This window comes from uncultured Zhongshania sp. (genome assembly GCF_963975605.1).
Taxonomy (GTDB): Bacteria; Pseudomonadota; Gammaproteobacteria; order Pseudomonadales; family Spongiibacteraceae; genus Spongiibacter; species Spongiibacter aquimaris.
Map to the genome: position 1 here is coordinate 25176 of NZ_CAXBHN010000011.1, position 19991 is coordinate 45166.

18 protein-coding genes are annotated in these 19991 nt (G+C 48.5%); 11 read left to right on the forward strand and 7 right to left on the reverse strand.

Going from position 1 to position 19991, the window contains the following annotated elements:
* Positions 1-105: 105 nt before the first annotated feature.
* Entirely contained in the window at positions 106-1218 is a 1113-nt protein-coding gene (gene lptF, locus AAC007_RS10820; protein ID WP_339676695.1) for an LPS export ABC transporter permease LptF, read from the forward strand.
* Positions 1211-2272: an LPS export ABC transporter permease LptG gene (lptG, locus tag AAC007_RS10825; RefSeq protein ID WP_295872451.1), complete on the forward strand. Its 1062-nt coding sequence runs from the start codon at positions 1211-1213 to the stop codon at positions 2270-2272. The genes lptF and lptG overlap by 8 nt, the downstream gene beginning before the upstream one ends.
* An 8-nt stretch (positions 2273-2280) precedes the next feature.
* On the opposite strand, the gene AAC007_RS10830 is transcribed toward lptG, so the two are convergent.
* Positions 2281-2841, reverse strand: coding sequence for an RDD family protein (locus AAC007_RS10830; protein WP_339676699.1), 561 nt, complete (start codon positions 2839-2841; stop codon positions 2281-2283).
* 51 nt (positions 2842-2892) lie between these two features.
* Positions 2893-3381: a hypothetical protein gene (locus AAC007_RS10835; RefSeq protein WP_296436393.1), complete on the reverse strand. Its 489-nt coding sequence runs from the start codon at positions 3379-3381 to the stop codon at positions 2893-2895.
* A gap of 177 nt (positions 3382-3558) precedes the next feature.
* On the opposite strand from AAC007_RS10835, the gene AAC007_RS10840 reads away from it, so the two are divergent.
* Positions 3559-4236, forward strand: coding sequence for a response regulator transcription factor (locus AAC007_RS10840; RefSeq protein ID WP_103683491.1), 678 nt, complete (start codon positions 3559-3561; stop codon positions 4234-4236).
* Positions 4223-5596, forward strand: coding sequence for a HAMP domain-containing sensor histidine kinase (locus AAC007_RS10845; RefSeq protein WP_339676704.1), 1374 nt, complete (start codon positions 4223-4225; stop codon positions 5594-5596). The genes AAC007_RS10840 and AAC007_RS10845 overlap by 14 nt, the downstream gene beginning before the upstream one ends.
* 24 nt (positions 5597-5620) lie before the next feature.
* Here the strand turns inward: AAC007_RS10845 and AAC007_RS10850 are convergent, their stop codons facing one another.
* Entirely contained in the window at positions 5621-6226 is a 606-nt protein-coding gene (locus tag AAC007_RS10850; protein WP_339676705.1) for a hypothetical protein, read from the reverse strand.
* Positions 6227-6382: 156 nt separating this feature from the next.
* On the opposite strand from AAC007_RS10850, the gene AAC007_RS10855 reads away from it, so the two are divergent.
* From AAC007_RS10855 to AAC007_RS10875, 5 genes are all read left to right on the forward strand, one after another.
* Positions 6383-7423, forward strand: a complete 1041-nt coding sequence (locus AAC007_RS10855; RefSeq protein WP_339676707.1) for an AraC family transcriptional regulator — start codon at positions 6383-6385, stop codon at positions 7421-7423.
* 212 nt (positions 7424-7635) lie between these two features.
* Positions 7636-8835: an acetyl-CoA C-acetyltransferase gene (locus AAC007_RS10860; protein WP_339676709.1), complete on the forward strand. Its 1200-nt coding sequence runs from the start codon at positions 7636-7638 to the stop codon at positions 8833-8835.
* Between the two features lie 132 nt (positions 8836-8967).
* Positions 8968-11130 carry a 3-hydroxyacyl-CoA dehydrogenase NAD-binding domain-containing protein gene (locus AAC007_RS10865; protein WP_339676711.1) on the forward strand — a complete coding sequence of 721 codons (2163 nt, stop codon included), beginning with the start codon at positions 8968-8970 and terminating at the stop codon, positions 11128-11130.
* Positions 11131-11297: 167 nt separating this feature from the next.
* Positions 11298-12500, forward strand: coding sequence for an EAL domain-containing protein (locus tag AAC007_RS10870; protein WP_339676712.1), 1203 nt, complete (start codon positions 11298-11300; stop codon positions 12498-12500).
* Between the two features lie 4 nt (positions 12501-12504).
* Positions 12505-12888, forward strand: coding sequence for a gamma-glutamylcyclotransferase family protein (locus AAC007_RS10875; protein ID WP_339676715.1), 384 nt, complete (start codon positions 12505-12507; stop codon positions 12886-12888).
* Between the two features lie 7 nt (positions 12889-12895).
* On the opposite strand, the gene AAC007_RS10880 is transcribed toward AAC007_RS10875, so the two are convergent.
* Together AAC007_RS10880 and rlmC are read right to left on the reverse strand one after the other, a co-directional pair.
* Complete coding sequence (locus AAC007_RS10880; RefSeq protein ID WP_339676717.1) at positions 12896-13831, reverse strand: 2Fe-2S iron-sulfur cluster binding domain-containing protein; 936 nt, start codon at positions 13829-13831, stop codon at positions 12896-12898.
* Between the two features lie 43 nt (positions 13832-13874).
* A complete protein-coding gene (gene rlmC, locus AAC007_RS10885; RefSeq protein ID WP_339676719.1) occupies positions 13875-15020 on the reverse strand; it encodes a 23S rRNA (uracil(747)-C(5))-methyltransferase RlmC in 1146 nt (381 codons plus the stop codon).
* A 134-nt stretch (positions 15021-15154) separates the two neighbouring features.
* Between rlmC and AAC007_RS10890 the strand changes: the two genes are divergently transcribed.
* Both AAC007_RS10890 and AAC007_RS10895 read left to right on the forward strand, forming a co-directional pair.
* Complete coding sequence (locus tag AAC007_RS10890; RefSeq protein WP_339676721.1) at positions 15155-15832, forward strand: class I SAM-dependent methyltransferase; 678 nt, start codon at positions 15155-15157, stop codon at positions 15830-15832.
* A gap of 123 nt (positions 15833-15955) precedes the next feature.
* Positions 15956-16357: a TM2 domain-containing protein gene (locus AAC007_RS10895; RefSeq protein ID WP_339676722.1), complete on the forward strand. Its 402-nt coding sequence runs from the start codon at positions 15956-15958 to the stop codon at positions 16355-16357.
* Positions 16358-16393: 36 nt separating this feature from the next.
* Here the strand turns inward: AAC007_RS10895 and bcsG are convergent, their stop codons facing one another.
* Together bcsG and AAC007_RS10905 are read right to left on the reverse strand one after the other, a co-directional pair.
* A complete protein-coding gene (bcsG, locus tag AAC007_RS10900) occupies positions 16394-18007 on the reverse strand; it encodes a cellulose biosynthesis protein BcsG (protein WP_339676724.1) in 1614 nt (537 codons plus the stop codon).
* Between the two features lie 212 nt (positions 18008-18219).
* Positions 18220-19872 carry a BcsE family c-di-GMP-binding protein gene (locus tag AAC007_RS10905; protein WP_339676727.1) on the reverse strand — a complete coding sequence of 551 codons (1653 nt, stop codon included), beginning with the start codon at positions 19870-19872 and terminating at the stop codon, positions 18220-18222.
* Positions 19873-19991: the final 119 nt, after the last annotated feature.

The following is a 19991-nucleotide window of genomic DNA, read 5'->3' on the forward strand; positions in this document are numbered from 1 at the left end:
ATTCTTAAATTACTTGGTTTTACGTATATTCGTGTTTGCCAAGGCAAAAAATAAGGTGCTTGGTCGGCGATTGAGTACTAGTACGAGCGGTGGAGAGATAGTTGTTTGATTTTATTTAGGTACCTCGCTAGCGAAATGCTCAAGACGGTGTTTGCCGTTACTCTCACGTTGCTTGTTATTATAATGAGTGGGCGATTCGTAAAATACCTCGGTCAAGCTGCGTCGGGTGATTTTGCGCCTGATGTTTTGTTTTTGGTGATGATGTACCGCCTGCCAAATTTTCTGGAAGTTGTGCTGCCACTCGGCCTCTTTATCGGCATTCTTCTCTCTTATGGGCGTCTTTACGTCGACAGTGAAATGACCGTGATGAGTGCCTGTGGCATGAGTCGACGACGCCTTTTGGCATATACCCTCATTCCCGGCTTCTTCACTGCGGCCATTGTTGGCTACGTTAGTCTAATCGTCACTCCCTCTGGTATACAGGCTTACGTCGACTTGCTTGCGGAAAGTCGTTCGGAAATTGGCGTGAAGGCTGCCGTAGAAGGGCGTTTTCGAGTCGATAAAGCCAATGGGCGGGTAACGTATATTGAACGTGCCAATCGCGACGATCAAACGATGGAGGGGGTCTTTATAGCGCAGCCCGAGCCGATTGTAGATGGCGGTCGGCCCTTGGTGTCGCTGGTCACTGCTGCTCAGGGACGTTTTGAAATTGACAAGAAGTCCGGTCAACGCTACTTGGTATTAGATGATGGCGTGCGTTATGTAGGGCAGTCTGGATTTATGGACTACCAAGTAACAAGTTTTAGTCAGCTTGATCAATTGCTTCGCGATTCAGAAGTTAAAACCTATCGTCAGGAACTAGACGGCAAGGACACGGCAGAACTGTGGGGGTCTAGTAAATTGGAGGATATAGCGGCGATTCAGTGGCGCATCTCCCTTGCTCTCTTGGTGCCGATAGCAGCCATTATCGCCGTATCGCTGAGTAAAACTGATCATCGCCGCGGACGCTACGGCAAAATGTTCCCCGCCTTTATGATTTATATGGTGTATTTGGTTTGCCTTAATGCGATTCGCGATGCAATTGCCAAAGGAGAATGGCCGGTATTCCCTGGTATGTGGATAGTGCACATCGTGTTTTTGTTATTGGGTTTGATTTTATTGTACCGAGACAGCATGTGGCGCCACTGGTGGTTAAGCTGGAGGCGTCGACGTGGCTAAGCTTAATCGCTATATAGGTAGGACCGTCGCCGGCGCAATTATTTTGGTGCTGCTTGTGATCGTCGGACTTGATTTGTTGTCGTCGCTGATTGACGGCCTCAAAGAAGTGCGCGGCGATTATACGTTTTGGTCAGTGCTGCAGTATGTAGGCCTGACGTCGCCGGGTAGTTTTTATGACTATCTTCCCTTTGCGGCCTTGGTGGGGTGTTTAGCAGGCTTGGGATCACTGGCGAGCAGCAGTGAATTAATTGTGATGCGCGCCGCGGGCGTGTCGACGCGCCAGTTAGTCTTCGCGGTCATTAAGCCTACCTTAGCTATCACCATATTAGGTTTGTGCGTCGCGGAATTTGTTGCGCCAGTATCGCAGCAAATAGCAGAAAGTCAGCGCGCGGTAGCGCTGCAAAAAACTCAGAATATCCATTCCCAGCACGGTATGTGGCACCGCGAAGGCCAGCAATTCATGCATTTTAATGCAGTGCAGCCCAATGGGGTGCTGTTTGGCGTAAGTATTTTCAGCTTCGATGATAAGCGGCAGTTAGAGCGTAATATCTTCGCTGAGCGCGCCCACTATATTGACGGTGCGTGGACATTAGAGGCGGCAAAGATTGTTGATTTAACATCGAAGGGCGCCAAGTTTGAGTTTGTGCCCCAGTTGCCGTGGGAGAGTGGTTTGTCTCCAGAGCTTTTGAATATTCTTGTATTGGACCCAAAAGATTTATCGATAAGCGGGTTGTGGCGATATGCCAATTATTTGAAAAAGCAGGGGTTAAATGCGGGCGACTATGAGTTGGCATTTTGGAATAAGCTGCTTCAACCGCTCACCATTATGGGCATGGTTCTCGTTGCTATTTCCTTCATATTTGGCCCATTGCGAAATGTAACAATGGGTTTTAGGGTCTTTGTAGGCGTGATGGTGGGGATTGTTTTTAGAACCCTGCAAGATATTTTGGGGCCGTCCAGCATGGTCTATGGTTTTGACCCAATTTACGCGAGTATTTTGCCGATTGGCATTTGTTTTGTCGCGGGCACCCTTATGTTAATGAAAAAAGCCTGAGCAATTACTCAGGCTTTTTTCTTGTCTTTTGGTATTGAGCGCAATACTGTTTTTGAGGCTAGGTCATGCCATGAGCGGCCTTCCTTATCTAACCATATCCACCAGTAGCCTAGCCCAGCTGCCGCAAACGATACCCCCGCGACAAGTACCCTAGTAACGCACTGTGACCAACTCGGTTTGCCACCGCTGACACTTTCCAGTTTTATACGCCAAGCTTGCATACCAAGAGTTTGACCACTTTTGCGCCAGAACCAGCCGTAAAAAAGGATAATCAGCGCGACCAAATAAACTCGATAAATCCACCCCTGCATTGGGATGTTAAGTTCGTGTACAACACTGTCATTCGCAGGTTTGGCGGCGAACATTTCCGGGCTGAGGATGTAGGCTGGAATTAAGGTGGCGACAAATAGAACCGCAAATAGTAAAAAGCTGTCGTAGACGATGACGGCGAGTCGACGGAAAACGCCAGGCGGCCCTTGCTGGAGAATAGGCTTAGCATCTTCAATGGCATTGGTATTGGGGGGAGTAACGGGTTTTTTAACTTTTGGCGGCATTGGCGGTAGATCCACATCAGAAACCACCACATTGTAACAGGGCCTAACTCGATAGGTGTAGCTAGCTTAAAACGCCAACGCTAAACCGAGGGTGATTGAATCGCTGCTTAAGTGGACTTTGTAATCAGCGTCATAGCCGGTGAACTGTGAGACAGCAACCCGACCTTCTTCATCGGGTAAAAAGCGTTTTGCGCCAGCGCTGCGATTGTGAAACGATTTATACAGCGCCTTTATCCCCATTTTAATCAAGGCTTTACTGGCATCACTGCCGTGTTTCGCGTTATTTTGCTCCATCCACACGCGATTGAATCGCGCTTGGTTGGCGTTGTAGGCTTGGAATTTACCAGTGTTTTCATCGCGCTCGATACAAAACGTGATTGTTGGGCGATAGCTAAGCTTTTCGTGCCGTGGCAGGGTGATGTCATTGACCGATTCTTTGCCCCAATTATCACCAAGCGCTGTGCAGGGCAGTAGGCCGCAGCTCAGTAAGATCAAATAATGAAGCTTGCTTACATATTGTATAAGACAGGTGCATACATTTTTTATATTATTCATTGCTGTTAGTCTCCCATGTCGGAGCTGTAGCTGTTGGAAAAAAGTGTACGCGCCCCCATACTAAGGGTGAATAAGTAGATGTACTTCACCAACTTAGGTCTTTCATCGATGGGTGTTTCGCTGTGTGAAAGTCATGGCGCCGCGAAGCCATAATAAAAACGGAAGGGATTAGTATAGATGCGGGTTTTATTGATAGAAGATGATGCGAGCGTAGCGGAATATATCGTTAAAGGCTTGCGTGAAAGTGGGTATCAAGTTGAGCACGCGGCGGACGGCAAAACCGGTTTGGTGAAGGCAACCACGGAGCAGTACGACGCCCTTATCGTTGACCGTATGCTTCCCCATGTCGACGGATTAACCATTATTCAAACCCTGCGCGCGTCGAATGACAGCACGCCAGCGCTGATCTTGAGTGCATTAGGTGAGGTTGATGATCGCGTGAAAGGGCTTAAAGCCGGTGGTGACGATTATCTAGTAAAGCCATTTGCCTTCGCAGAGCTGTTGGCTCGTATCGAGGTCATCTTGCGTCGCCAGGAAGCGGGATCAGCTGTAACTCGGTTAAAGGTAGCCGATTTAGAGATGGATTTGCTGGCACATAAGGTTACCCGCGCCGGCCAGCCTTTTAATCTTCAGCCCCGTGAATACAAATTATTGGAATACCTCATGCGTCACGCCGGCCAGGTAGTGACCCGCACAATGCTGCTAGAAAACGTGTGGGACTATCACTTTGATCCGCAGACCAATGTCATTGATGTTCATATCAGCCGCCTGCGCCAAAAAATAGACAAAGGCTTTGATAAACCCTTATTGAACACAGTTCGTGGCGCTGGATATATGTTGGATGATTCTCAGTAAAATTTTTACCAGTTTTACCTTCCGCTTTTTGGTCAGCTATGTTGCGTGGCTCAGTGTCGCCGTATTTATGGTGCTGGCATTGATCTATGCATTTATTGCCTATGATTTTTTTGCCAAGGTTCACGAGTCTGTTGATACCGAACTTAAAGATTTAAGTACCGCATACGAGAGCGGTGGTGAATCTGCGGTCGACGCCTTTGTAAAGTCCCATAGTGGTCCCGATCGTCTTATTCGTTTTTTTTATTATGTGGGTGATGAAAATCTTAATAAGATTGCCGGCAACCTCGATCAGTGGCCGGACAGCGAGGAATACCGTAATGGCTGGCTGGGATTCAGTTTTGAATCTTTAACCAGTGATCCAGATTCTACCGGTACTGAGTTCATAGCGCGCTCTCGCCAGTTGGCGGGGGGGGAGCATGTATTGGTTGCACGTCATTATGCTGATGTGCTGAATAGTACCAAGCTAGTGGGCGGGGCATTAACCCGAAGTATGGTAGCCACTATTTTATTGGGGACTATTGGCGGTGCCATCGTTACCGCGTTAACGCTGCGACGTGTCGACAATATAAATATCACGCTGCGTCGAATTATGACGGGTGATTTGTCGGAGCGTATCGATACCAAAACCAGCAGCGGTGATTTTCTGCGCCTGTCCGAAAGCGTAAACCAAATGCTGGACCGGATTGAAGCGCTAATGACGGGAGTGCGACAGGTCTCGGATAATATTGCCCACGATTTGCGTACACCTCTGACTAGGCTTCGAAATAAGCTTAGTGAGCTTCACGAAAGTTGTGATGATCACGCCAGTCGAGACCAACTGGAAAGTTTGATAGAAGAGGCCGATGGTTTACTGGGTACGTTTAGCGCATTGCTTCGTATAGCGCAGGTGGAAACGGGACATAGGCGCTCAGGGTTTGCCGAGGTTGATTTGTGCACCTTGGTGACCGATGTTATTGAGCTTTACGAACCGTTGGCTGCTGAAAAGGAGCAAACTTTTCACACCGGTTTGGCCAAAGTGGGTAGCTTCAATGGCGACCGCAATTTGCTATTTCAGGCTGTCGCCAATCTGGTAGATAACGCGATTAAATATACCCCTGAGGGTGGTCGGGTCCAGGTTAATCTCGCCGTCGAGGGCAGTATTGTCAGAATAGAAGTGGCTGACAGTGGTATAGGTATCCCGGAAGAAGATCGGGAACGGGTTTTTCAGCGCTTTTTTAGAGTTGAGCACAGTCGCAGTCGTCACCCAGGCAATGGTCTTGGCTTGAGCTTGGTGCAGGCAGTGGTGCGTTTACACGACGGCTATATTGAATTGAAAGATAACAATCCTGGTTTGCGGATAGTGCTGCGGTTTCCGCGGTAAAGTCGGAATCGCCTAGGTGGATGTTTATTGCAGGCTAAGATGTTCGGTATTGGGCACCCGATAATTAGGCTCTGGTTTTTTGTCTAGGAGTGGGGTGCCGGGTCCGCATAAGCTCAAATGACTAAGGGACTTTTGCGGAGGATTTTCTTTGGGTGCCGGCGGTAATATGGTACTTCCCACCGGCGCTACGCTGATATGGTCGGTGTCAGGTGCGGGCACCGGTATCGAGTCGTTACTGCTCAGGTTTTCACCGGAGTCAGCGACACTAAGGTGATCAGTATCGGGTGCTGCGACGGCAGGCCTATAACGTTCGTCCTCACTGAGCACGGGTGTGCCGTTTGGACACAGGTTTAGCGTAGCAGGGGTTTTGTCAATTTGCGGGACGTCTGCTGCTTGCGCTGAGGCCACTGCTTTGGTGATTACGCCAATACTTTCGAAGGCATTTTGGTAGCGCTCAAGCTCAGCTTGATTTAGGTTTTTACGGACGCGGCTCGGCTTTCCACAGAGCAGCTTGTCGACTTGCTCGACAGGGCGTTTAAATAGCGTGGCGAGCTTACTAACGGCGATATTCCGATCCACACCGGGGGCGGTATCGCCAGTCATTAGCAGGTCGAATTGAGCTTCAGTCATAGTAGTGATTATGGCAGTTTATAAGATCAATTCAATATAGTTGATAATTATGCGGTTAATGGATATTACTGCTGCCTGTAATTCAGCGATGCTAGACTACACATAATAGATAAAACGCCTTGGAGAAATCTGCTGAGTAATATTGATTTAGAAACCGTGCCGACCAAATTTGCCCGGTCGCTGCTGAACCTTGCCGCGGAGAGAGGTTACGACCACAGCGGCCTCTTAACGGTTGCTGGAATTGGCTTTAACCCCCTGAATAGCCGGTCTGCAGGCTATCAAGCCAATATTTCTGCGATGCAATACACCAAGCTGTATCAGCAGGTGATGAGCCTATTGCAGGATGAGGCCTTTGGCTTAATGCTCGGCCAGAGTGTGACGCCGGGTGCGTTTCGGATGATGTGTTACTGCATTATTGGCTGTGAGAATTTGGAGAAGGCGATAAAGCGCGCCTGTGAGTTTTTTCGTACCTTCTATGATGCCGATGCCCAAATTTACTTAGATACGCGCAAATATAGCGCGATTGTCGGTTACGGCAGTATTAAAAAAGGCTTTGCTGGCGATAAAGTCGACATGGCCGACCTGTATGGCTTATCGATTTGGCACCGGTTTTTTTGCTGGCTAGTCGGTAGCAATATCGAACTAAAAGAAGTGCGATTTGCGGGCCAATCACCATCCGGTAAAACCCGCGTCGAAAAGTATCAGCAGCTGTTTTCCTGCCCAGTGTATTACGGCCAGCTTCGAGATGAGTTCGTATTTGATACCCGCTACCTGAGCTATCCGCTGGTTCATAATGAGCGCACATTAAAAGAATTTCTGCGCACTGCACCGTATCCCCTAATGGTGATGAGTGGTGCGCGGGATGACGGCAGTCTCGTGGCGAGAGTCAGAGCGATGATCGGCCACGATTTTTCGCAGGGATTTCCTAGTTTTGAGCGTATTACCGACGCCTTAAATATGTCGGCACCCACCTTGCGTCGTCGTCTTAAAAAAGAGGGTACGACCTTTCAGCAACTTAAGGATGAGTGTCGTCGAGACGCTGCAATGGCCTATCTCGGTAACTCTGAGTTATCGATTAACGCAGTGGCTGCCCTAATGGGGTTTACCGATCCCTCTGCATTTCATCGCTGTTTCAAAAAATGGACGGGCACCACACCGGGCGAGTATCGCCAACAAGAGCGGGAAAATAACCGTTAGGGAGTGGCGCTAGCTATATCCATTCAGCGCACTCTTTATTTGTCGCCGTTGTCCTTACTTTGCCATAAGTCATTGTTTTAAATTCCTTTTCAAAAATTCTGTCAGTGTGTTGACCGGAAATGTCATTGTCTTAAAACCTACGGACGGCCATTGTGCGTTCCGTGGTAGATAGCTTAAGCGATAACATTCATCTCAGTTTGACAGGATATTCCATGACAGAAGCATTTATATACGATGCGATTCGTACACCGCGTGGCAAAGGTAAGCGCGGAGGTTCGCTCTATGAGGTTAAGCCTATCGATTTGGTGACCAATCTCTTAGAGGCGTTAAAAGAGCGCCATGATCTGGATACCTCTAAAGTCGAAGATCTGATTTTAGCCTGCGGCGAGCCAGTAAAAGAACAGGGGCAGAACATCGCCAAGGCGGCTTTGGTGTATTCGAGCTGGGATGATGTAACCACGGGTGCGCAGCTGCATCGATTTTGCGCCGGCGGTTTAGACGTGGTGAACATGGCGGCGGCAAAAGTCGCTGCGGGTTACGAAGATTTGGTTGCTGCGGGCGGCGTGGAGTCCATGTCTCGTCTGGGAATCGGTGCCAGTGGCGGCGCAACAGGCGACCCCTGGGTGGCGATGAAGAGCTATTTTATTTCCCAAGGTCTTGGCGCCGATATGATCGCGACCATGGACGGATTCAGCCGTGAAGATGTTGACCGCTATGCGGTGATGTCACAACAGCGTGCAGCATTGGCTAGAGAAAAGGGCTATTTTACATCGATAGTACCAGTCAAGGATTTTAACGGTGTGACGATTCTTGACCACGATGAGTTTATTCGTGGCGACACCAACTTAGCTGGCTTAGCAAAGCTAAAGCCTGCCTTCCAGATGTTTGACGATTTTGGTCACGGCGGTGTGGCACGCCTGAAGTATCCTGAGTTGGAAAATATCCACTGTGTGCATACCCCGGGAAATTCCTCTGGCATCGTCGATGGTGCTGGGTTGGTATTAGTGGGCAACGAGCGGGCTGGCAAGGAGCAAAACCTGACGCCAAGAGCACGTATTTTGAGCTGCGCATTAGTCGGCACTGAACCCACTATCATGCTAACGGGGCCTGCACCGGCCACTGAAAAGGCATTAAAAAAGGCCGGATTAACAGTCGACGATATAGATTTGTTTGAACTGAATGAAGCCTTTGCCTCGGTTGTGCTGCGCTATCAGAAAGTGCTGAATATTCCAGACGAAAAAATCAACGTTAACGGCGGCGCGATCGCGATGGGGCATCCGATTGGCGCGACCGGTGCGATGATTCTTGGCACCTTATTGGACGAGCTTGAACGTCGGAATTTAAAGCGCGGTGTGGTCACGCTATGTGCGGGCGGCGGCATTGGTATTGCAACGGTTATTGAGCGAGTTTAAGCACTTCGTAACCGTACAGTAACGACATGGAATCACTGAGCTAGTCATTCGGCTTAGGTGAATAAGCTAAAGAAATAATGGTAGCCGGGCTTGAACTGATCTCGGCTACCGGCAGAGCAGAGAGAAAATATCATGGCATATATTCGCTTGGAAAAAGATAGCGACGGCATTGTAGAGTTGATTTTTGATCAGCCCGGTAAAGCAGTAAATACCATGGGGCGAGAATACGACGAGGCGATGCGCGCGACGATCGTTGAATTGCAGGCCATGGTAGCTCAGGGTGGCGTAAGCGGTGTGTACGTGCGCAGTGGTAAGCTTGGGCAGTTTTTTGCTGGTGGCGATATCAATGAAATGCTGGATATGGATTTAAATCCCAGCGCAGAAGAAAAAACAAAAATGTACGAGGGGGTGATAGCGACAAAAGCACCTCTGCGTCAGCTCGAAACCCTAGGCGTACCCGTGGCGGTGGGCTTGAATGGTCCGGCACTCGGTGGCGGTTTTGAAATAGCCTTGGCCTGTCATTACCGTGTGGCGATACAGGGTGTTCAAGTGGGCTTGCCTGAGGCGATGATCGGTCTCATGCCCGGCGCTGGTGGCGTGGTCCGCATGACCTACTTGCTCGGTATGCAAGAGGCGATTGGCCTTATTAGCCAAGGACGTCGCTTAAAGGCTGATCAGGCATTAGAGAAAGGTTTGCTGCATGAATTAGCGGCGGATGAGGCAGATATGCACGCCAAGGCAAAGGCGTGGATTAAAACACATGCCGACGCCAAGCAGCCCTGGGATCAAGACGGGTTCATTATTCCCGGCGGCGGGCCAGATGAGCCGGCGAATCAGGGCTTAACTTTTTTTGGCCCAGCAAATGTAATGGTACAAACGAAGAATTTGATGCCTGCGCAGAATGCGATTTTTGCCTGTGTGGTAGATTGCGCAAAGGTAGATTTTGATACTGCCCAAAAGATTGAAGGGCGCTATTTTTTGAGTTTGTTACTAGATCAAACCGCCAGAAATATGATGACGGCATTTTTTGTGCAGATGGAAGCCTTGAATAAAGGCGCGAGTCGGCCTGATGTCAGCGAGCGCTTTAAATGTAAAAAGTTAGGGATCCTAGGCGCGGGGCAAATGGGTGCGGGTATTGCGACCGTTGCCGCCCAGAAGGGTATTCAGGTTGTGCTAAAAGACATCAGCCAAGAAAATGCAGATCGCGGCCGCGGCTACGCAGAGGCCTTTTTTAACAAGGGTCTGGCCAAGGGTAAGCTGACTGAAGACGCGATGAGCAAGTGCATGGCCTTGATTCACGCGACAGCGGATTACAACGATCTTGCTGACTGCGACATGGTGATCGAAGCGGTTTTTGAAGATCGCGGTATTAAAGCAGCCGTCACTGCCGAATGCGAAGCTGTGTTGGCGAGCGACAGTGTGTTTGCTTCAAATACCTCAGCGTTACCGATCTCTGAATTGGCTCAGGCCAGTGTGCGGGCGCAAAACTTTATCGGTATGCATTTCTTTTCACCCGCAGAAAAAATGCCCTTGGTGGAAATTATTCGCGGTGTGCAAACCTCTGATGAAACGCTTGCGAAGGCCTTTGACCTTGCGCAGCAGCTAGGTAAAACGCCGATTGTGGTTAATGATGCTCCGGGCTTCTTTACCACCCGTGTCATCAGCAAGACCGTCACCCAAGGCGCCATTATGCTTGAGGAGGGGGTGAATCCGGTTTTGATTGAATCCGCTGCTCGCGACAACGGTTCTCCGGTTGGTCCGCTAGCGGCCATCGATGAAATTAGTCAAGAAACCGCTTATAAAAATGGACAGCAGGCTAAAGCCGACACCGTCGCGCAGGGCCGTGAATGGCATGACAATGCGGCATCGCGGGTCTTAGATCGCATGGTCGTTGAATTCGGTCGCAAGGGTAAAATCCACGGCGGTGGCTATTACGAATACCCCGCAGGCGGCAAAAAACACATTTGGTCCGGTTTGAAAGATGCCTTCGCTAAGAATGGCTATACCGATATTCCCTATCAAGATATTAAAGATCGCCTCACGTTTAGTCAGTGCTTAGAGGCGGTGAAATGCATGGAAGAAGGCGTAATTGACGTCGTCGGTGACGGTAATATCGGCTCGATTATGGGTATTGGCTTCCCCGCGCAAACCGGCGGAGTCTTTCAAGCCATAAATGCGTATGGATTAAACGCTTTTGTAGTTAGGGCCAGAGAGCTAGAGGCTCGTTACGGCTCTGATTTTGCTGTGCCGTCTCTGTTACTGAGTCGCGCTGAGAGTGGCGAATTATTTCGTTAAGTGATTATTTAGTAAGGAGACTAAGGCCAGCGCAATGCTGGTCTTTTTTTGAGATTAATCATCTAAGCTGTTACTTGGGTTAGGTTTTCTAAGGAAACAGTACTTGTAAAATTGTTTTTGCTTAGTTACTTTGTTAGCTCTTACAAAGGTTCTATAGCGGAGTGGAAGTGCAATATTTCCCGTGTTTTCAGCCAATAATTGACATTAGTAAAATGTCGATCGTTGGATACGAAGCGCTAGCTAGAACGCGATCGTCAGATGGGCAAATCGTTTCTATTGGGGCTTTATTTAGCGATCCCGGTTTCAACCGCGCAGACCTACTTGGTATTGATCGCAGTGTTCGTGAGCAAGCCATAGCCTACCTTTCCGAAAGTCCGCACAATGTGTTTCTGTCATTAAATCTATCGCCGGAGTGGATGGATCACGTGGCCGATGATATGCCAGTTCCGACCCTTGAAATGGCAAAGAAGTTGGGTGTAGACCCCAGTCGAATTCTTATTGAATTCGTTGAAGGGGCGGGTGATAACAAGAATATGCAACGCTTATTAGCGCGTTATCGCGCCGCTGGAATGCATGTTGCTATCGACGATTTTGGCGCGGGGTTCTCACATCTAGATCGAATTATTTCGCTTGAACCGGATATCATAAAATTAGATATGAGCCTGTTTAAGCGCGCTATGTCTGGTGGCGTGTCTCAAGAAGTGGTGCAGAGTATTGCCTATTTAGCGCGGCGCACGGGTAGCAAACTTTTGTGTGAAGGCGTCGAAACTGAGCAAGAGTTTTATTTTGCACTGGAGTGCGGCGCGCGCTACGTCCAGGGCTATTTTTTTTGGCCAGCTCTGCCAGAGTTTATAGATTCAAACGCCCCCAAAGAGATCATTCGCGGCCTACTTAAAGGCTATGTTGAACGCAATTTAAACCGCGAAAAGCAGTTGATGTTGTATATGGAAGAAATGGAACTCTATTTTCTTTCGATCCAGTCTGCCATGAAAGGTCATACCGTAGAATTTAATAACTTAACGGCGCCACCAGATGGCATTTTACGAGTGTTTGTCTGCAATTGTAGCGGTGAGCAAATCTCACCAAATTATGAAGTTGTAAACGGTGAGGGTAAGCGAAAATGGATCGTCGACAACGATAATTTAGGGTCAAATTGGTCGATGCGTCCTTATTTTTATCAGGCCTTGGCAGCAAAGCAATTGCGGCAGAGGAACCAGGTCGCTTCGCAACCCTATCGGGATGTTCGTAGCGGACGGCTGTGCCAGACCATTGGCAAGATGTTATCTGGCGATAGAATGTTGTTTGCTGACATTATCTGTTTTGGCGAGGATGACAAAGACAATTATGGCAATAGTTTTTACTTACGGTAGTCTAATGTGTGACGACATAATGGCTGCGGTAACGGGGCAGGCATTAGCTTCAGAATCGGCATCATTGAATGATTTTGCACGCTACGCTGTTCGCAATGAGGCTTATCCTGCCATCGTCCCTGAGGCGTCCGCTAAGGTGCAGGGCCGTGTTTATTACGATGTGAATGAGTTGGTTTTAGCACGCTTGGATTTATTTGAGGGCGACTGGTATTCGAGAGTTGCGCTTAAGGTAGAAGTGCAGGGAACGCTAGTCGAGGCGCAGACCTATGTGTTTCGAGATGAATGTCGGCAGCAACTGGCTGATTGGCTCTGGGATTTTGAGTTCTTTTTGCAGCATGGAAAGCACATATTTACTGCCGAGTATTTAGGGTATCAACGTCTAGGCTGACGATTTTTCAGCGCAGGGAACCGAAGTTAATAAATGCTTCAGTAATAATATCCCTCGGTGATGCGCCAAGCATAAAACACCGTTTTCTGATTTTCTGTACAAAATCTTCGCCACCGCAAATATACACTCTCTGCCCGCGCAAACTCGGAAATTGATTGCCGATTATCGTCTCGGTGTTGTCAGTGAGATCAGTTTGATACGAAAAAATCGCGGCGCTATTTCCCAGTGCGTCCAGCTGTTGCTGAGCGTAATTCTCCGTTGTGTGATCAAGGGCGAGAAAGTGGATGTTCGCGTGATGTCCATAGTCTATTGCATCGCGCGCAATTCCTATCAGAGGGGCAATACCGGTCCCCGCGCCAATCAATAATAGCGGCTGATTTGCGAATTCCTGATCGTACACAAAGTGCCCGAAGGGACCTTGGAAGTGAATGACATCCTGTAATTCGGTTGAATTGAATAGTTGCTGGCTAACGAGACCATTTGGCTGCGCGCGGATATGAAGTTCTATAAATGGGTCCAGGCGGGCAACACTGGCAATGGAGTAGCAACGGGCAATATTGTTAATCCAGAGCGTAATATATTGACCGGCGCGCCAGCGCAAGCGGCAACTTAGACGAAGGCGTAAGGTTCTTTCATCAAACCGTGTTTTATCTATGATAGTGGCTGATATTTTTTGCTCGGAAATATCGATGGCGTTAACTTCTATATCCTGCTCAGGAATGCACTGACAGGCTAGAAAGTGGCCTTGCCGGATCTGCTGCTCAGTTAAACCCGGCTGGCAGTCGTCGGGGATTTGATCGGGAGCCGCTTGAAGTGTGCAAGCCTGGCAGGCACCGGCACGACAGCCATAGGGTATTGAGATCTGATTGCGCAGTAGCGTATCTAATACCGACTCGTCGCATGCGCTCAAATAGTCGTGTTCTTTAAATCGAATAGTTGGCATGTAGTGTGTTGCCGAGTGTCGAGAAGCGATATTGCCACCTAGCTTATATACGAGCTAGTAGCACTAAGACTTCATAGTGAGCGGTATTGGGGAACATATCAAATAATTGAACGGTTTGAATGCGGTAGCTTGGCAGTTGAATCAGGTCTTTAGCCAGCGTTTGGGGGTTGCAACTTGAGTATAAAATATACGGAGGATTAATAGCGCACAGGTCTTCGCACAAGGCTGAGCCCAAACCCCGTCGCGGCGGGTTGACAATGATAATGTCGGGTGCCGCTATCGTATCTGCATTGCTGGCTTTTTTATCTGTGAACGCGGCTGAGTCTAGAGCGCGAAAGTTGACCTTTGATTCAAGGCCTAGTTCTTTCGCGCTGCGCATTGCACAGGCGATCGCCTCAGCTTCAATTTCAATTCCGCTAAGTGTTCGTTCGGGTGTGAGGCAGTGCAAACCAAAGCCACCAGAGCCGCAGTATAAATCCCAGATATGGTGTATTGGCAAAGTAGAAAGCCATCGTGCGGCGGTCGCATATAATTTTTCCGCGACATTTGGGTTGGTTTGGAAAAAGCCCTTTGGCCGCTGATATAGGGGTATTCCATTTAGGGTTTGGCGCAGCCATGGCGTGCCCTGTAAAAGCCGCTCGACCGGTCCTTCCAGGATAGCTGCGTGAACTGCTTGAATATTGGCTGAGACGGTTTCAATTTGTGGGTATGCGCTGAGCAAATCCGGAAGTGCAGCGGTAATAAGCGGTATGCTGTCTTCACTTCGCAAGACCAAACGCAGCATAAATACTCCAACTTCATTCTGGTTTAGAAGAAGGTATTTTAATTCACCGCTGCGCCGTTTTATGTCATAGGGTGCAATGTTCAGTGTTGTCAGCCAATCTTCTAGCGCTTGTAATACGGATTGCATTTGCTCAGGATAGAGTGGGCAATCACAAATGCTGACTGGTTTCCCTTTTGGTGACAGGATGCCGAGTTTGACTTGTTTGGCCCTGCCGAGGACCACCATTTTTGCCTTATAGCGAAAACCAAGCTGTGGCGAACTCACAGTCGCTAATAAAGGCGGCGGAGCGAGGGGCGTGAGTAGTGCTAAAAGCTCAGCCTCTTTTTTGGCAAGTTGCTGCGTATAGCTGGTGTCTAGCCACTGGCATGAGCGACATTGATAAGAGTTGTAATGTTGGCAATCCACTTGCTGGTTCGCTTTAATTAGTAAACCGACGTTATAAGCCGGTGTCAGTGTTGCTGCAAGAACATTTACTCATTTTGTTATTTGATGCTTTATGAATCATGGTGACAGGCTAGGCAGCCGAGTGAGGGTGGGGTGTGGATAATCGTGATAATGATGATGTAATAGTTCAATCGTGGCATAAGAATGTTGATGCGTGGACTAAGGCAATACGCAGCGCCGAAATTCATAGCCGTGTCACAGTTACCGATGCCGCCATTGTTAATGCGGTGGTAGCCGAAGCCCCCGAACTTGTTTTAGATCTTGGTTGCGGCGAAGGTTGGTTGGTGCGAGCTTTAAGCGATTTGGGCATCAATGCGATGGGCATTGACGCGGTACCGGGTTTAATAGCGCGGGCAAGTGCGCTAGGCGGTAGTTTTACGCAGATGTCCTATCGGGAGTTTGCCGAAGGTCAATGGGGGCGAAAAGTCGATTGCGTGGTCTGCAACTTTTCCTTACTCGGCAATGAAATTGTGGCTGATGTTCTCCATGCCATAGTGGATACGCTTACCGCACAGGGCTGCTGCATAATACAAACATTACACCCGAACTACAGCGGCGAGCCCTATTGTGACGGCTGGCGAGAGGGCAGCTGGGCAGGTTTTAGTGACGAATTCACCGATCCTGCGCCCTGGTATTTCCGAACGCTGTCATCATGGCTTAGCCTTTTTTCGAGAGCTGGTTTACATCTTCGAGAGATGCTGGAACCGCTTAACAACACGACGGGACAGCCAGCGTCGATAATTTTTGTCGTATCGTCAAAGTGTAAACGTTGAAAGCGCAAAGGCTTAATTACGCAAGTTACTACTGAATACGCCTTTAGCTTAAGGCTGGAATCCCCTACACTTTGATTTTTGCTTTGTAGTCTAAGCATAACTCCATTGCGGGAAGTATGATCAATGAACGACACCCATAGCAAAGTAGTGGCTTATATTTTGTGGATTTTTGGTTTTATGGGCGCCCACCGTTTTTACTATGGTCGCCCGATAAGCGGAACAATCTATTTTTTTACTCTTGGACTATTTTTGATCGGTTGGTTTGTTGATTTATTCTTAATTCCCAGCATGGATAGAGCTGCCGATGCGAATTATGCGTCTGGCACAACGAGTTATAATTTAGCGTGGATACTGCTTACTTTTTTGGGTGTGTTCGGTTTGCATCGATTCTATCTGGGGAAGTGGCTGACCGGCATCCTGTATTTGTTGACGGGCGGTCTGTTTCTATTGGGTGTGATTTACGACTATTGGACCTTGAATCAACAGATAAACGACAAGAACTCGGCGCTATTCAGTTTGCGTTGAGGGACTCACCTAGCAGCCCGAGCTTAGCCTAATTAGTTATTTGCTTGTGCTGTAGGGGGTCCATGTTTGTTGGTCTAAGGAAATAAAATATTCCCTATTAACCTTGATCACAGTGCTGCCTTCATTTTGAGATACTGGCGCGGTTTGGGGAAGATTTGAGCTGAGCAGCGCTGCGCTAAAATGAGCTTGATCGAAAACTTTTTGTTCAAGGATATTGGCCAATAATTGCGATAGTGCTTGGTGGCTGCTGGCTTCTCTAACATGAAAAACCGAGTCACTGCGCTGTAAGTTTGGACCTATTACCTTCACCGCAACGGGAATGTGAGTGATAGAAGGAGATGGCAATTCTCGCATCCCAGATATTTGCATCTTGTCGCCTCGCAATCCAGCGCCATGCTCAGGTATGAGTACAACGACAATATTCCGGTCGGATTTTTCTAGATTCTCTAGGAATGTGGCAAGTTCATCAAAAAGGGTATTGCCCCGCTGTTGGTAACTTGCCACGCCAAAAACCGCTGGCTTATTAAGTATGCGATTACCGTCGTGAAGGCTGGTGGTATTGTATAGTGCAGCGACGCGATCATTGTCTAAGGTCTGTCGATTCTTCCACCATGCGTTTAGCATTCCCCCGTCGTTGTAGATCAACGCACCTGAAAAATCTTTTTGGGTGGCGGCCACGCCGGTATTGGGGAAGGGGGCGGAGCTAATGCCACTATAACGCTGAGTTCTTTCTAAAAAGGAATCAAAAACGCCGTCGTGATTCAGGATCAGCTCTTTGCCGTAGCCGAGCTGTTCTAACTGATGAAAAAGCTGGCATTCTGGGTCCACCGGGCCATACAGCGTGCTGTGCTCTGCTTGGCCACAAGTGGCTCGGCTTAAGCGGATGATCGCTGGTCCGCTGTAGCTTGTGGCGGAGTTGAACTCGTCAAAGACGATATCGAATTTTTGGAATAGTGGGTGATCCTCGAGGCCAGCGAGCTTGATATCATCGACCCCGAGGGAGCAGACACTCAACAGTAGAATATCGAATGCTGCACCTTGAGTGTCAGCGCTAGGAAACTGGGTTTGGCGAGATTTCTCGGCGCTAAAAAACGAGTCGAGATAGCGATTCAGGGCCGCATTGCTGGTGTCGTTTGGCGACGTTACCGCGTTCTTTGTTGTATTGCTTGCTGTTTGTGTCGCAGCGGGTGGTGTGGTCAATGTGCTTATGCCAGTTGCCACAATGGCAATCAGGACAAGTGATGTAACCCTAATCGATTTCGCCATGTAGTAGTAAATACAAGCAACTGCGATTCCAGCTAAAATCAACTTTAGAGAGACAAAGCGACTCAGCAATTCAATAATGTAACTGAATTCAAAGCTAAGAAATTGATCAAACTGCGAAAAAAGACGCGATAGCGGCGGCATGAACGAGTCGTAGTGTAGAAGCACGGCTGCGATCGGGATGGCAACAATTTGTCGAAGGACTTTGCCGTAGTGATTGCGGATTGGTAGCAGTAAACAGGCGGCAAATGTAAAGTTTTCAAGTGCGTGGAAGTCGATAAGGCCTTGAGCGTACAACGCTATTTTGCATATAAAATAAAGATTCCACCAACCGAGGCCGGCAGGTAGCACCACGGTTTCTACTGCGGTGTTATGCTTCGATCTCATGCGTCCACCTTGGGTTCAATCGCGCGGTCAGAGTGCGTCGCTGATTGGTAGGGCTTGAGAAACCTGGGTTTAATTAGGTGTTTTCGGGCCTGTTGAACGACATGCTGGCTGATGTCTCGCAATGTAAAGCCAATAAAAAGGCCCGCACTGAGCGCAACTATAAGCGTAAGTAAAAAGCTTCTTATATCCATTTTTCTAGCCTAGCCTCATTTCTAATTGATCACATACGGTGTCGCAAGCGGCACAGCAATGAGGTCTTTGGTTTTATTGGTTTGAATTTTTTCGGGGTTGCTTGCCAATAGTTTTTGGCCGATATCCATCGGTATTCCATCGGTCGATAAGTCGATAAGTTCTAGCTCGGCTGCAATGTCGTCGGGGTCATGAATCACAGACTGTGAGCCAAACGCGTCCTGCACTGGCAGCACGAGTGAGTTGCGCAATGCGACACCCACATCGTTGAGTCGACAGGCATGCAAAAAAATGTAAATAAACCCGCGACAAACAGTAATTAAATCGCCATCCCGCTTTATGGAGCAAAGGTTAAGTGATTGCTCTAAGCTGATACCACGCAGTGGTTCAAAGCGCACCAGTATATGCTCGACACCTGAATAGCGTTGCGAGTCCATGGTTTTAGTGACAGAGCTGGCAAAGACAAAAGAGTCAGCATAACCGCGATAGTTAGACGTTTGTCTGCTTTCGAGTAAGCCATAGAGTGTGGGCGGAAGTTGGCGTACAACATTGATGTTTCGAATTGCATCGATGTGGCTTACTAGTCTTGTGCTGGTAATGATGTACGGGATAATTTGGGTGGCGCCTGCCTTAAGTAGAAATTGCTCGTCTGCGTAGCGAAGGCACTGTACGTTTTCCCTGATGAGAATTTTTATATTCTGTCGATACCTGGAGCGGAGCTGGTAAGTCATCGTCGCCAGCTCGACCACCTCAGTAGGCGATGAGCAGGCGAAAATTACCGTTGCACTATGTAGCTCATCGAATGAATTCATGATTAAGTTGTTTGAAGCAACAACAATACCGATGTCCAGTTCGGATGAAATTTCACTCGCTACGCTAGTGGTGGTGACTATCTCGCTGTGTGCGGAGCCTTTGTTAGCTGCTACACCACTATCGGCAATGTGTTCGCGGGGAATGTCGATAGCCTTTAAGGTGGCCGCTGAGCTAGTGGTAAGTAAATACTCTTGGTCGGCGATGACTTTGGCGTCGGAGTTCCAGTGGTGGATAAAGTATCGGTAGTGATTGGTGTCTAGTGCGTAAGCGCTACTAAGCCCTGAGAGTAAATTGTTGGCATGCAAGGCCGCCGTTTCAATGGTCTTTTCTGAACCGTGACATAGGAACAGCACCGTGTGTTGGTATTGTCTGGCCCAGGCTTGCCATTTCCCCAGTACCTTGTTTAGCTTTTTTTGCTGCTTGCTAGGAAAAGACGTTGCCTTGGCAACAATGATATACAAGCGCGGCTCGGTGGGTGCGAACTTCTTTAAGTCCCTTAGTAAACTGCCAACGGACCCTGAGGTTATCTCTTCCGGATCATGCCAAAAATGCACCCGTTTGCATTGCGCTTGAAGACATTGATCTAATAGCTGCGAGGCGTCGTTATTTAAGCCTCGGAATAACTCATCTGGTGTGCACAGGCCGATGAAGTCTGGGGAATCGTTGCGTTTGCAGATACTTGAGACAAGCGCGGACAGGTGTTTTTTCCCCGCACTTAAGCAGAGGTAAACTGATCCAACTGTCATTTCGCTGCCGTAACTTGGTATATCCGCAATGCCAAGTGAGCGCGATGTACTCTCAGTATCGGTGTCTAAAATTTGAGATTTCCTTTGCCAGCAGACGGGTTGTGAGACCCCATACACTTTGTGACATCAATTTTTCGAGCTAATATGCTGGAAATACTAAACTATTTCAGTGGTTTGGTGTAGCTACTTAAGTGCTTATTTGGAAGCAGGCATGTATCATCGTTAGTCTAAATTCG